Source organism: Leucobacter holotrichiae, from assembly GCF_055791005.1.
The window spans coordinates 57,122-70,027 of the sequence record NZ_JBVUAC010000003.1 but is presented as its reverse complement, the minus strand read 5'-3'; the positions used below and the strand labels follow the sequence as shown (position 1 = coordinate 70,027).

Annotated in this window: 13 protein-coding genes; 8 read left to right on the top strand and 5 right to left on the bottom strand. The window is 67.1% G+C overall.

What is annotated here, in order from left to right; translation table 11 throughout:
• Positions 1-203 precede the first annotated feature (203 nt).
• From AC0KXF_RS05650 to AC0KXF_RS05630, 5 genes are all read right to left on the bottom strand, one after another.
• A complete protein-coding gene (locus AC0KXF_RS05650; RefSeq protein ID WP_473108414.1) occupies positions 204-572 on the bottom strand; it encodes an FAD-dependent oxidoreductase in 369 nt (122 codons plus the stop codon).
• 59 nt (positions 573-631) lie between these two features.
• Positions 632-1,441: an ABC transporter permease gene (locus AC0KXF_RS05645; RefSeq protein ID WP_473108251.1), complete on the bottom strand. Its 810-nt coding sequence runs from the start codon at positions 1,439-1,441 to the stop codon at positions 632-634.
• Positions 1,442-1,457: 16 nt separating this feature from the next.
• Positions 1,458-2,342 (bottom strand): ABC transporter permease, encoded by an 885-nt coding sequence (locus AC0KXF_RS05640; RefSeq protein WP_473108250.1) that lies wholly within the window; start codon positions 2,340-2,342, stop codon positions 1,458-1,460.
• A 101-nt stretch (positions 2,343-2,443) separates the two neighbouring features.
• A complete protein-coding gene (locus AC0KXF_RS05635) occupies positions 2,444-3,631 on the bottom strand; it encodes an extracellular solute-binding protein (protein ID WP_473108249.1) in 1,188 nt (395 codons plus the stop codon).
• A gap of 45 nt (positions 3,632-3,676) precedes the next feature.
• Complete coding sequence (locus AC0KXF_RS05630) at positions 3,677-4,798, bottom strand: ABC transporter ATP-binding protein (RefSeq protein WP_473108248.1); 1,122 nt, start codon at positions 4,796-4,798, stop codon at positions 3,677-3,679.
• A gap of 262 nt (positions 4,799-5,060) precedes the next feature.
• Between AC0KXF_RS05630 and AC0KXF_RS05625 the strand changes: the two genes are divergently transcribed.
• From AC0KXF_RS05625 to deoC, 8 genes are all read left to right on the top strand, one after another.
• Positions 5,061-5,876 (top strand): FadR/GntR family transcriptional regulator, encoded by an 816-nt coding sequence (locus tag AC0KXF_RS05625; RefSeq protein ID WP_473108247.1) that lies wholly within the window; start codon positions 5,061-5,063, stop codon positions 5,874-5,876.
• 23 nt (positions 5,877-5,899) lie between these two features.
• Positions 5,900-6,610 (top strand): cache domain-containing protein, encoded by a 711-nt coding sequence (locus tag AC0KXF_RS05620; RefSeq protein WP_473108246.1) that lies wholly within the window; start codon positions 5,900-5,902, stop codon positions 6,608-6,610.
• A gap of 466 nt (positions 6,611-7,076) precedes the next feature.
• Positions 7,077-8,006 carry a ribokinase gene (locus AC0KXF_RS05615; RefSeq protein ID WP_473108245.1) on the top strand — a complete coding sequence of 310 codons (930 nt, stop codon included), beginning with the start codon at positions 7,077-7,079 and terminating at the stop codon, positions 8,004-8,006.
• Positions 8,003-9,001, top strand: coding sequence for an ABC transporter permease (locus tag AC0KXF_RS05610; protein WP_473108244.1), 999 nt, complete (start codon positions 8,003-8,005; stop codon positions 8,999-9,001). Before AC0KXF_RS05615 ends, AC0KXF_RS05610 begins: the two co-directional genes overlap by 4 nt.
• Before the next feature lie 53 nt (positions 9,002-9,054).
• Positions 9,055-10,080, top strand: coding sequence for a sugar ABC transporter substrate-binding protein (locus tag AC0KXF_RS05605; RefSeq protein ID WP_473108243.1), 1,026 nt, complete (start codon positions 9,055-9,057; stop codon positions 10,078-10,080).
• A gap of 41 nt (positions 10,081-10,121) precedes the next feature.
• The gene (locus AC0KXF_RS05600) at positions 10,122-11,642 is read left to right on the top strand and encodes a sugar ABC transporter ATP-binding protein (protein ID WP_473108242.1); all 1,521 of its coding nucleotides are present in this window, start codon (positions 10,122-10,124) and stop codon (positions 11,640-11,642) included.
• 19 nt (positions 11,643-11,661) lie between these two features.
• Positions 11,662-12,117, top strand: coding sequence for a D-ribose pyranase (gene rbsD / locus AC0KXF_RS05595; protein WP_473108241.1), 456 nt, complete (start codon positions 11,662-11,664; stop codon positions 12,115-12,117).
• Positions 12,118-12,163: 46 nt separating this feature from the next.
• The gene (deoC, locus tag AC0KXF_RS05590; RefSeq protein WP_473108240.1) at positions 12,164-12,865 is read left to right on the top strand and encodes a deoxyribose-phosphate aldolase; all 702 of its coding nucleotides are present in this window, start codon (positions 12,164-12,166) and stop codon (positions 12,863-12,865) included.
• Positions 12,866-12,906 lie beyond the last annotated feature (41 nt).

The window sequence follows — 12,906 nt, the reverse complement described above, 5'->3', positions numbered from 1 at the left end:
AGGAACCGGGATCGCCCCGCCCCGCCGTCCCGCCCCTCGGCAGGCGCAGGGGGCGCAGGGTCCGCGGCCCCGGCCCCGAAGCTGAACCGCGGATCCTGACCCTGCAGTGCGCATACACCGCAGGGTCGTGCCGGAGCGGCGGGCTCACCCGCGGCTCCGGCACACGCACCGGGTATCCCCGGTGCAGTCTTCGCATCTCCCGGTCAGAGGGACTTCAGGATCTGCTCGGCGGCTGCGAGGCCGCTCGAGTGCGCGGCGCCGACACTGCTCTTGATCGCTCCGCACCAGAAGACCGTATCGTTGATCGGCCGGTACAGAACCTCCTCGTTGCGCGGACCGGTCGCGTAGGCGCCGTACGCGAACTCATCCTCGCGCCAGTCGTAGTTGGAGGCGTTCACGTAGTCGATGCCCTCGTCGCCCACGATCTTGCGCACGCCGGCGAGCGCTGCATCGAACCGCTCCTGCTCGGGCAGTGCCAGCAGCTCGCGCGCACGGTCCCCGGTGTCCCAGGCGACGATCACGTGGCCGGGGTGCGCCTCCTGTTCTCTTCTGGTCGGGGCCGGGGTCGGTATTCGGGTATCGGGGTATGCCTCCCCGAGGACTGCGGCGAGCGGATCCCGCCCGCTCTCGCCTACTTCACGTCGCCCGCCGCGGCGGCCTTCTGCGAGAAGTAGACGGGGATGAGCGACAGCAGGATCATCACGGTGGCGACCACGTTGACCTGGTTCACCTCGTTCGGTCGCGCCATCTGGTTCATGATCCACAGCGGCAGAGTCTCGACTCCGGGCGGCGCTGTGAAGATGGTCACCACGATCTCGTCGAACGAGAGCGCGAAGGCGAGCAGGCCGCCGGCGATGAACGCGCTGCGGAACTGCGGGAAGGTGACGAGCCGGAACGTCTGGCCGATCCCGGCTCCGAGATCCATCGAGGCTTCTTCGAGATTGGGGTTCATGCGGCGCAGCCGCGCGATGACGTTGTTGAAGACCATCACCACGCAGAACGTGGCGTGCGCGATGATCATGCCCCAGTAGCCGACGTTGATCCCCATCGGCTTGAGCACCTGGTGGAAGGTGTTTGACAGCGCCACACCGGTGACGATGCCGGGCAGGGTGATCGGCAGCACGATGAGCAGATTGACGGTGTTCTGGCCGAAGAACTTGAAGCGCTGCAGTGCGAAGGCGGCGAGGGTGCCGAGCACGAGCGCGAATGCCGTGGCGACGCCGGCGACGATCACCGAGTTGAGCAGCGCGGCGTGCACGGCCGGGTTGCCGAGCGCCTTCCCCCACCACTCGAGCGAGAAACCGGGGATGGGCCAGCCGGCGACCCTGCCCGAGTTGAACGAGTTCATGACGATCACGAACAGCGGGATGTACATGAAGCCCATGACGATGAGCGTGATGACGGCCAGCGCGATCTTGGTGGCCCGGTTCAGGCGAAGCATGTCGGTCTCCTTCGGCCTACAGGTTGTTGAGCGCGCCCGTGCGGCGCACGGCGGCGAGGTAGATGACCACCAGCACGATCGGCACGACCGAGAAGGCTGCGGCCAGCGGCGGGTTGAGGTTGATGTTCTGCGCGATGATGCTGCCGATCATCTGCGTGGACCCGCCGACGTACATGGCTGCGATGTAGTCACCGAGGCTCAGTGAGAAGGTGAAGATCGAGCCCGCGATGAGGGAGGGCAGCAGCAGCGGGGCGACGACGGTGCGGATCGTGCGGAAGCCGCTGGCACCGAGGTCCGACGAGGCGTCGAAGAGGTTGGCGGGGATCTGCGATACGGCCGCGTAAACCGGGATCGCCATGTACGGGAACCACAGATAGACGAGGGTGAGGATCACGGTCAGCTGGCCGAGGCCCGGCCCCTCGACGCCGAGCGGCGAGAGCGACCAGTTGAAGAAGCCGTTGTCGGTCCAGACGAGACGCATCGCGATGATCTTCACGAGGTAGCCGGCCCAGAGGGGCAGCGTCACGAGCACGGCGAGCACGGCGCGCAGCTTCGGCCCCGCGATCTTCGCCATGAACACGGCGAGCGGCACCGAGAACACCGCGCAGATCGCGGTCACGGCGAGGGCGATGCCGAGTGTGCGCAGCGCGGTGTCGCGGAAAGCGGCGACGCTCACGATCTGCTGGAAGTTCTCGAGCGTGAAGCCCGGCTTGACCCGGGAGGTGAAGGGATCTGTCGTCCAGAACGCCGTGATCAGCAGCAGCGCGAGCGAGAGGATGTAGACGCCGACGAGCCAGGTCATCGGCAGGGTCAGCAGGGAGGCCAGGCGGGCTCTCGGGTGCCGGTAGAGCGCGGTCGAGAGCGGCTTCGGGCGGCGCTCGAGAACATTCTGGGAGGTCATCGGGGGTCCTCGCTCACGTGGGGCTGCGGGTGGTGGGATGCGGGTGGATCGGGGCGGATCCCGGCGCTGCGCCAGGATCCGCCCCGGGGGTCAGGGCCTGCTCAGCCCTTCACCGTCGCCCAGGCGCTGGTCCAGTCCTGGTAGTTGGTGCACTGCACATCGGTGCGACCGTCGAGGCACTGATCGATGGGGGTGGTCCAGAACCACACCTTCTTGTAGTACTCCTCGTCGGTGGCGTTGTAGTAGTCGCAGTGCTCCTTGGCCTCGTCGCTCGTCTCGCAGAACGCCGCGTTCGCGGGGGCCATGCCGAAGTTCATCGCGATCTGGCCGTTCACCTCGGGCGAGCTCGTGTAGTCCATCCAGGCGTAAGCGCAGTTGGGGTGCTTGGCGTCGGCGGCGAGCATCCAGGCGTCCGACCAACCGGTCGAGCCCTCCTGGGGCAGCACGCTCTTGAACTTCTCGTCCTGCGTCGCCTTGCGCAGCACCTCCCACGAGGTGCCGATGACGGAGTTGCCGCCGGTGAACGAGGTGACGTTCGTCGCGGGCGACCAGTACTCCGAGACCATCTTGTTCTGCTGCTTGAGCAGGTCGACGGCGGCCGCGAGCTGCTCCTCGTCGAGCGCGTAGGGGTTCTCGATCCCGAGATCCGGCTGCGTCTCCATGAGGTAGATGGCGGCGTCGGCGATGTAGATGGGGCTGTCGTAGGCGGCGATCTTGCCGGCGTAGGGGCTGTCCTCCTCCCACACCACATCCCAGCTCGTGGGTTCCTCGGTCACGATCTCGCTGTTGTACTCGAGGATGTTCGCGCCCCGCCCGATCGGGATGCCGTAGACGTTGCCGTTTAGCGTGTCGTAGAGCTGGCCCTTCATGCCCTCGACGATGTCGTCGCCGAAGTTCGGGATCAGCTCGGTGTTGAGGGGCTGCACGTTGCCGTCGACGATGAGGCGAAGGCTCGCATCGCCCGATGCGGAGACGAGGTCGTACTCCCCGGTGCGCATGAGCTGCACGGCCTCGTCGCTGGTCGCGAAGATCTTGCGGTTGACCGTGCAGCCGGTCTCGGCAGTGAACTGATCCGCCCATGCCGGCTCGACGAAGCCGGACCAGGCGAGGATGTTCACCTCGTTCTCGGTGTCGCCGAGCTCCTCCATCATGGGGACGTCGGGCACGTCGATCTGCAGGCCGCCGGCCTCTTCGCCTCCGCCTCCCGTGCCGCCGTCGCTGGCGCAGCCCGAGAGCGCGAGGCCGACCGCGGCTGCGAGGGCCGCGGGGATGAGCAGTTTCTTGTTCATCATTACTCCTTTGTAGTGCGGGTTCTTGGTGGTGGATGGGGCGGATCAGACCCGAGCGGGTTCGCCGGGAACCGCCACGGCGTGATCGCGCTCGAAGCGGAGGCTGACGCTGTCGCCGCGCCGCACGCTCGGGTCGGTGCGCGGGGTCTGGTTGTTCTGCTTCTCCGCGATGAAGCGCATGCCGCTCTCCGTTTCGACGAGATAGCGGGTGTGGGCGCCCGCGTAGACGGTCTCGAGCACTCGACCCGGCAGCGAGACCGTGCCGGCCGCGGCGGGGGCGGTCGGATCGGCGAGCTGCACCCGCTCGGGGCGCACGCTGTGGGGCGACGAGTCGCCCAGGATCGCGAGGGCGGTGTTGCCGGCGAGCAGATTGGTGATGCCGAGGAACCGGGCCACGAACTCGGTCTGCGGAAACTCGTAGACCTCGCGGGGGCTGCCGACCTGCTCGATCTTGCCGTCGTTGAACACGGCGACCCGGTCGGAGAGGGTGAGCGCCTCCTCCTGGTCGTGGGTGACGAAGACGAAGGTGATCCCCACGTCGCGCTGGATCTGCTTGAGCTCGAACTGCATCTGCTCGCGAAGCTGCTTGTCGAGTGCGCCGAGCGGCTCGTCGAGCAGCAGCACCTTGGGGCGGAGGATCAGCGCGCGCGCCAGGGCGATGCGTTGGCGCTGGCCTCCCGAGAGCTGCGAGGGGCGACGCTCGGCCACGTGCGAGAGTTGCACCTGCTCGAGGGCTTCTCCGACGAGGCGTGCTCGCTCGCCCTTGGAGACGCCGCGCACCTTCAGGCCGTACGCGACGTTCTCGGCGATGCTGAGGTGCGGGAACAGGGCGTAGTCCTGGAATACCGTGTTGACCTCGCGGTCGAAGGGAGCCGAGGCTGTGACGTCGTTGCCGTGGAGCAGGATCCTGCCCGAGGTCGGCTCCTCGAACCCCGCGATCATGCGCAGCACCGTCGTCTTGCCGGATCCCGACGGGCCGAGCATCGAGAAGAACTCGCCGGCGCGGATGTCGATATTGAGGTCCTTGACCGCGACGAGGTCGCCGAACTGCTTGTGCACGCCCTGAACTGAGACGGCGATCTCACCGGGCTGAGGGGGTTCCGGCGTGGCAGGGGCGGCGGTGTTCGCCGCCCCTGCGGATCCTTCAGGAGATGTGGTGTGGCGCATGGTGCGGATGCTCCTCAACGTCGTTGTCGAAACTGGGGGTTCTCAGGAACCGATAGTTGAAACATAACATATGGGTTTATAGGTTTAAAAGCTCTCAGGAGTCACGAATGTCACGTTTCGGTCACGTTGCGATCCTCCTGGCCCGCCTAGCGGCAGGCCCGCGGCGGGGTGAGAGGACGTTACGGGATCGCCGCGCCTCAGCGAATCCTCACTCGTGGCGTGGGAAACTCTTCACGGATCCGCAGGAAGATCGGAGGTGTCGGTGACCGGTTCACTCACGCAGTCGCCCCCGAGTCGCCTCCGGACGGCGGCCTTCGCCCCGATCGGCGAGGAGGGCCGCACCGAGCAGGTCGTCTCGCGCATCGTGCAGGCGATCTCGGTCGGCGCCTTCACCGAGGGCGAGCGGCTGCCCAGCGAGACGGAGCTCTCCGGTCTGCTCGGTGTGGCCGTGGTGACCGTGCGCGAAGCGTTGGGAGCGCTGCGTCATCGCGGTCTCATTGAGACTCGACGCGGTCGGCACGGCGGCAGCTTCGTGCGCTCGAGCCATGGCTCGGTCGAGGAGGTGAACGCGAGGACGCTCGCCGCGATGCCCCGTGTCGCGCTCGCCGACCTTGGGGTGCACTACGAGGTGATCGTGAGTGCCTGTGCCGACTACGCCTGCCTCCGCGCCACCCCCGACGAACTCGACGTGGCGCGGGGCATTCTCGACGCCGCCCGCGACCTGCCCCCGCAACTCTGGCGCCGCCGCATCACGGAGGTGCAGCTCGAGCTCGCCGCGCTCAGTCAGTCGGTGCGGCTCACGACCGAGCACGTGCGCGTGCAGACCGAGTTCACGCCGCTGCTCGCGCTGCAGGATCACGACGACTCGGCGCGCCTGACGACGCATGACGCGCTCGTCGCCCAGATCGACGCGACCAGGGCCGGCGACTCCTCGAGGACCCGTGAGGTCGTGCGCGAGAGCGTGCGCGGCTCGGTGCGCTGGCTGGTCGCATTCCGCGCCGACCTCCTCGCCCGTCCGCACGAAGAAGCGTTTCGTGCCACACTTGAGTCACGACGGGCGGACGACCGCTCCGGATAACGGCCTCGAAGGGGAGGGACTGAGTGGGCACGGCAGCGGATCGGGCGCTCGACAGCGGGATCGAAGCGGTCGACGAGTTCTTCGACGGCGTTTTCGCGCCGCTCGACGCCTGGCTGCCCCGGTTGAGCGCGCAGCTGCACGAGCACCTGCGGGGCGGCCCGATGACCGGTGCGCAGCTCGCGGCGCTCGTCGAGGCGGACGCGCACGCGATCCTCGATCACTCCGGACGCCCGCTCTACGGCGCGGGCTACTGCGCGAGCGAGGCGGTCGTCTCGGAGGGCAACCCTCTGGCCTGGTGGCAGGGGCCCGAACGCAGCCTGCTCGCATCGTCCACGTTCGGGCCTGGTCAGGCGGCCATCGATCTCGTGCGCCTCGAGTGGTATCGGGTGCCCCAGGCGACGGGCGAACGCCACGTGGCCGGGCCCTTCGTCGATTACCTCTGCTCGAATGAGATCACGGTGACGTCGTCGATCCCGGTGATGCTCGACGGCCGGTTCTCGGGGGTGGTCTGCGCCGACGTGCTCGTCTCCTCGCTCGAGGGTGCGCTGCTGCCCAGCGTCGGGGAGCTTCCCGAGGCCACTCTCGTGAATGCGAGCGGCCGAGTGGTGGTGTCGAGCGATCCCGAGTATGAGACGGGCGACCGCTTCGCGGGCGGCGAGGTGGATGCGCTCGAGGGCTCGGTGCGGGTGGCCCGGTCGAGCCGATACCCCTTCGCGCTCGTCGTGCCGCGGTAGGCGGGCAGGGTGTCTCGCCGCACTGAATGTCGGTGGTTGCGCCTAGCATCGTGTGACTGGCACGTGCGTGCCTTTACTTCAGCGGTCGCGAGCGCGAGGCAGGGTTCTCGAATCTTCCCTTCGCTGCGTGACGTGCGGGCTGCCTGCGCCCCGTCCCGGCGCTCGCGATTTGTAATCGCTTGAGGGTGTCGGTGCCCGCTTCCTGCAAGCAGATGTGCCCTCGAAATACGCTCTGCGTGGGTGCTGATCCCATCCGCTGAGCGCGGCGGTCCCGCCGTTCACGGTCGTTCTGCGGCGAGGCTGCGCTGATCCGGAGCCGCGCCGGGAGGAGACCTGGAGCTGATCCGCGCGGATCCGAAACAGCTTCGTACGCAGCCGGAGAAGCCTCTTGACGTGCGCCCCGGATCACTCTACTATTCGTAATTGTCCATGGTTGTCCACGTACAAAGAAGTTCGGTGCGAATCAATGAAGATTGCGGTAGTCGGAAGCTACGGCGTTGGTCTCACAATGCGGGTGCCGCGTTTTCCTGCAGCAGGCGAGACCGTCAGCGGCGGCTCATTTATCAGCGAGCACGGCGGCAAAGGCTCCAACCAGGCGATCGGCGCGGCGCGCCTCGGAGCGCAGGTCAGTTTCCTGACGGCGATCGGGGACGACGAACATGGAGCGGCGGCTCGCGAACTCTGGACGCGGGAGAGCGTGGAAGCCGGACGCGTCGTCACCGCCCAAGGGCCGACGATGGTCGGCTTCATCGAGGTCGACCCCTCCGGCGAGAATCGCATCGCGATCGCACCCGGTGCCCTCGACGAGCTCGACGCCGAGGCCGTCGAGGCCTTCCGTCCCGAGATCGAGGGAGCTGACGTACTCGTGGTGTCGATGGAGATCCCCCGTGCCGCGGTCGCCGCCGCGTTGCGCATCGGTCGGCTCTGCGGCACCCGCACGCTGCTCAACCCTGCTCCCGCCAGGCGCCTGCCGGATGAGGTTTGGAGCGACATAGATGTGATCACCCCGAATCAGACGGAAGCGCCTGTGCTCCTCGGCCTGGGCCCGGATCATGGACTCGACGATGTGGCCCTCGTGACCGAGCTGCAGCAGCGCTCGGGCGGGTGCGCGATCCTCACGCGCGGCGGCCACGGAGCCCTCATCGCCGACGCGGGCGGTGTGCGCCCGGTAGCGGCGCATGCGGTAGCCAACGTGGTCGACACGACCGGGGCCGGCGACTCGTTCACCGCAGCCCTGGCCGTCGGACTGGCGGAGGGCCGCTCCATCGACGCCGCCGCCGAGCTGGCCGCCGCGGCCGGCTCCCACGCCGTGACGGTCTCCGGCGTGATTCCCTCCCTTCCCACCGCGGAGCAGCTCGGCCTGCCCCGCCCCGCTCAGAACGGAGAAGCCCGATGACCACCACGGCTGCGCTTCCGCAGAAGAAGTTCGACGTTCGCGCCTTCGTGCATGCGCGAGAGGCGGGTGTCCTCGCGGCCCTCGTGCTGCTGTTCGTCCTCGGCGCGGTGCTCTCGCCCGGCTTCGTGCAGGCCGACAACCTGCTCTCGGTCGGTCAGCAGATCGCGCAGATCGGGATCATGGCCATTGGCGCGACGTTCGTGATTGTCAACGGCGAGATCGATCTCTCGGTGGGTTCCATTTACGCTCTCGCGGCGATCAGCGCCGGAATGGCGATCACCGCCGGCATCGCCTGGCCGGTGGCCGTGCTCATTGGTCTGGCCGTCGGAGTGATCGCCGGACTGCTCAACGGTCTCGCAGTCGTGCTGCTCGGCGTGCCTTCCTTCATCGTCACCCTCGGCACGCTGAGTGTGTTCCGAGGCGTCACGCTGCTCATCTCGGACGGGGCGCCCATCTCGCTGAGCGCATCGGAGCCGGGAGTCGCCGAGTTCACCCTGCTCGGACAGGGGCGACTGTTCGGGATCGTGCCGATGCAGCTCATCTTCTTTGCAGTCATCGCAGCCATCGGCGTCGTGCTGCTGTCACGCTCGCGCTTCGGGTTCAATACTTACGCGGTCGGCGGCAACCAGGAGGCAGCACGTCTTGTCGGCATCAACGTCAAGCGAGTGAAGGTGGGCGCCTTCGTGCTCTCGGGTCTGACCGCCGCCATAGCGGGTGTGCTCGGTCTCTCGTTCCTGTCGTACGTGCAGGGCGTGACGGGCACCGGACTTGAACTGACCGTGATCTCGGCGGTGATCATCGGAGGCGCGGCGCTCTTCGGGGGCAGCGGCACGATGCTCGGCACCGTGATCGGCGTCGCATTCATCGGGCTGCTGCAGAACATCCTCAACATCAACGGCATCTCGTCGTTCTGGCAGACGGTTGTCACCGGCCTCGTGATCATCGCGGCCGTCGCTGCCGATACCTGGCAGCGCAAGCGAAAGACACGTGCTTGAACCCCGAGCACCTCACCATCATCAACGGACACACCAGCACAAAGGAGACACCGATGTCCCTCGTATCAGTTGTCAGGAAGGCGGCCTTCGCCGGCATCGCGGCGGCGGCACTCGCACTCGGCATAACAGGCTGCGGCGCCATAACCACGGGTAATGAGGCAGCCTCGCCAGACGGTTTCCAGCTCGCCGACCACATCCAGAAGAGGATCGACGACGGCGAGGAGCTGCGCATCAAGCTCAGCTACCACGACCCCTCGCTCGCCTTCGCCACCCCCATTACCGCGGGCATGGAACGCGCCGGCAAGGAGTTCGGCGTCGACGTGCAGCTGATCGGCCCGACCGGAGGCGACGCCGCAAAGCAGGTCGCCGAGCTGCAGACCGCGATCCAGCAGAAGTCCGTTGACGGCCTCGCCGTCTCATCCGCCTCGAGCGACGCTCTGAAGCCCGTGATCGAGCAGGCGTACAACGCCGGTATCCCGATTATCTCGTTCAACACCGACAACCCCGACTCGAAACAGATGGGTTTCGTGGGTCAGGACCTCAAAGCTTCGGGACAAGCTCAGGCCGAGGAACTGGTCTCTGTGCTCGGTGAGGAAACGGCGGGCAAGGTCGTGGTCTTCTCGCTGGATACGGGAGCCGGCTGGTCACATGACCGCTTCGGCGGATTCGAGGAGGGCCTTTCAGACACGGACCTCGAGATCGTCGGCCCTGTGAACGTCGGCAACGAACCCAACGCGGCTTACAACACCGTCGAATCGACCATGGCCGGGCAACCGGATGTCGTAGCGATCGCAGGCCTCGACTGCTGCTCGACGACCGCCGCGGCACAGTGGGTCGAGCAGTCCGGCAACACCGGCAAGATCAGCATGGTGGGCTTCGACCTGCTGCCCCAGACAGCCGAGTTCCTCGAAAAGGGTGTCGTCACGTTCACCATCAGCCAGAACCCCGAAGAGCAGGGCTATCAGGCAGTCAAGACGCTCGTCGATTTCCTCACCGAGGGAAATGAGATCACCGGCGTCGACACCGGGGCGCAGTTCATCACCAAGGACAACCTGAGCGAGGCGACGGTCGAGGGGTGACTGGGCCAGGGGGCCGAAGACGGAGAGACAGGAAGACGAACATGGCACACATCGAGCCGGCGGTCCGGGTGCGGGAACTCAGCCGCGCGTTCGGACCGGTACGCGCCCTCGACGGCGTGAGCTTCGACATCCCCGAGGGGCAGATCACAGCCCTGTTGGGCGAGAACGGGGCCGGCAAGTCGACGCTGCTCAAGATCCTCGCCGGCCTGCAACCGCCGAGCAGCGGTACCGTCACGGTGTTCGGGGAGAAGATCGCTTCCTTCGACCCGAACACCGTGCTGACCCGGCATAGCGTTGCCATCGTGCCTCAGGAGCTCTCACTGCTGCCGGACCGCACGGTCGCAGAGAACGTGCTCGCGGGCGTCGAGCCGGGCAACCGCTGGTTCCCTTCGAAGGCCGGTATGCGGCGACGCACCGCCGAACTACTGGCCGAGTTGGGCCTCGACATCGACCCGGGTACGGTCGTCCGCGAACTGGATCTCGCGATGCAGCAGCTCGTGGTGGTCGCCCGATCGATCGCGCGCGGCTGCCGCGTGCTGATCCTCGACGAGCCCACCGCGATGCTCACACCGGCGGAGGCCGCCCGGCTCTTCGCGCTGATGCGCCGACTCAAAGAGGCCGGCACGACCATGATCTATGTCTCGCATCGCATGCCCGAGGTGTTCGAACTGTGCGACCAGCTCGAGGTGCTGCGCGACGGCAGGCACGTCGCCTCATGGCGACGCAACGAGACGACTCCCGAGCGGGCAGTGGCCGCGATGGTCGGTCGCGAGCTCGGACAGTTCGCGACACGGGCCGAGCAGGGCTCCACCGTCCGCACGTCTGAGTCCCCAGTGCTCGAAGTCGATCAGCTCTGCGGTCGGGGCCACGCAGATGTGAGCTTCGCCGTCCGGCCGGGTGAGATCCTCGGCGTCGCCGGATTGCCCGACTCGGGGCGGGTCGAACTGCTGCAGAACATCTTCGGAGCGCAGCGGGGAGTGTCCGGTTCGGTGCGGGTGCTCGGTGAGGACTACGGCTCCCGCTCGCCGATCGCGAGCGTCGAGCGGCGACTCGCCTTCGTGCCGGGCGAGCGTCGAGCTCAGGGCCTGCTGACGACCATGAGTGTCGCCGATAACATCGGCGCCCTCACGGCTCGGTCTCTCACGAGACTCGGGCTGCTTCGCCGGCGGGAGTTCGATCGACGGGCGGAGGAACAGGCGGGGCGACTGAGGGTGAAGACCGCGACCATGAGTCAGGGCATCACCTCCCTGTCGGGCGGCAACCAGCAGAAGGCGATGCTCGGTCGATGGCTCGCCATCGATCCCGGCATCATCATGCTCGACGAGCCTACCCGGGGAGTCGACGTCGGGGCGAAGGCGGAGATCTACGAACTGCTGTTCGCTCTCGCTGCTCAGGGAGTCGGGATCCTCTGCTCATCGTCGGACCTGCCCGAACTGCTCACCATCACCGACCGTATCGCAGTGATGCGTGAGGGGAGGCTCGCCGCCGTGGTCGACAGCGGCACAGCGACCGAAGAATCCATCATGGCGCTGGCTACCGGCGCTACCGCATCCGTCGTTTAGGCGACCGAGAGGAATAGTCATGAAGAAGTCAGGAATCCTGAACGATAAGCTCAGCGCCGCGCTCGCGACGCTCGGCCACACCGATCTGATCCTCGTCGTCGACGCGGGGTTCCCGATCCCGCGCGATGCCAATCGTATCGACCTCGCGATCGCCGAGAACCTGCCCGACCTGCGCACCGTCCTCGACCTCATCTCGCAGGAGCTCGTCGTGGAGGGGGTCGTGCGCGCCGAAGACGTGGTCTCGAACAACCCGAAGCTCGACGAGTGGCTGCGCCAGACCTTCACGGACGCCGAGTTCAGCACCCGCAGCCACGCGGACATGCTCGGCGAACTCGCCCGGGAGGCGAAAGTGATCGTGCGCACGGGCGCGTTCGAGCCCTGGGGCAACATCGGCCTCGTCTGCGGCGTCGATGTGCCGAAGTGGTTCGGCGGCGAAGGCGTCGTCGTTCCCGATTACTACGCAGACAAGCTCTGACCACTCCGCCAAGCGGATCCACCGAAATCAGAAAAGAGAACTGACATTGTCCAGTGCAGAGGAACTCACGCTCGCCCCCGCCGAGCTCGCACCCTACGTGCAGCACACGCTCATCGAGACGGGCATCACGAAGGAGCGAATGGTTGCGCACGCGCGCGAGGCGGTGGAGCACGGCTTCAATGCGGCGATGGTCCCCGCCTCGTGGGTGCCGCTCGTCGCGTCCGAGCTGGCGGGCACCGGAGTCGAGCTCGCCTCAGCCCTCGACTTCCCCACCGTCGGCGTCATGACCAGCGCGGGCAAGGCCGCCGAGGCCGCGGAGATCGCACGGCTCGGCGCGACTCAGCTCGACATCGGCGTGCAGATCGGCTGGCTGAAGAGCGGCATGTACGATGAGTTCCGCGAGGACATCGCGGGTGTGGTGCGTGCGAGCGGCATCCCGGTCAAGGTGATGCTGGAGTTGCCGCTGCTCACGGAGGCGGAGCGCGAGGCCGCCGTAGAGCTGTCGCAGGAAGCGGGTGCCGCGTTCCTGAAGAACGCGAGCAGTGGCCAGATCGAGACCGCGAACCCCGAGAGCGTGCGCTACCTCGTGGACCGAGCGCGCGACGGCGTGCTGGTGAAGGCCTCGGGCTCGATCAAGACCTACGACCAGGCGCTGTCGCTGCTGCGCGCGGGCGCCGTGCTGCTCGGCACCAGCGCCGGGCTCAAGATCATCACCGACACGGGCGACGAGAGCACCGTCAGCTATTGAGACCATCCGCCGCCGCCCCGGTTGGACACGCCACCCGGGGC

Coding starts and splice junctions, on each gene's coding strand:
- AC0KXF_RS05630 (WP_473108248.1), bottom strand. CDS start 4,798: ATGCGCCACACCACATCTCCTGAAGGATCCGCAGGGGCGGCGAACACC.
- AC0KXF_RS05635 (WP_473108249.1), bottom strand. CDS start 3,631: ATGAACAAGAAACTGCTCATCCCCGCGGCCCTCGCAGCCGCGGTCGGC.
- AC0KXF_RS05645 (WP_473108251.1), bottom strand. CDS start 1,441: ATGCTTCGCCTGAACCGGGCCACCAAGATCGCGCTGGCCGTCATCACG.
- AC0KXF_RS05610 (WP_473108244.1), top strand. CDS start 8,003: ATGACCACCACGGCTGCGCTTCCGCAGAAGAAGTTCGACGTTCGCGCC.
- AC0KXF_RS05600 (WP_473108242.1), top strand. CDS start 10,122: ATGGCACACATCGAGCCGGCGGTCCGGGTGCGGGAACTCAGCCGCGCG.
- AC0KXF_RS05605 (WP_473108243.1), top strand. CDS start 9,055: ATGTCCCTCGTATCAGTTGTCAGGAAGGCGGCCTTCGCCGGCATCGCG.
- AC0KXF_RS05640 (WP_473108250.1), bottom strand. CDS start 2,342: ATGACCTCCCAGAATGTTCTCGAGCGCCGCCCGAAGCCGCTCTCGACC.
- AC0KXF_RS05615 (WP_473108245.1), top strand. CDS start 7,077: ATGAAGATTGCGGTAGTCGGAAGCTACGGCGTTGGTCTCACAATGCGG.
- rbsD (WP_473108241.1), top strand. CDS start 11,662: ATGAAGAAGTCAGGAATCCTGAACGATAAGCTCAGCGCCGCGCTCGCG.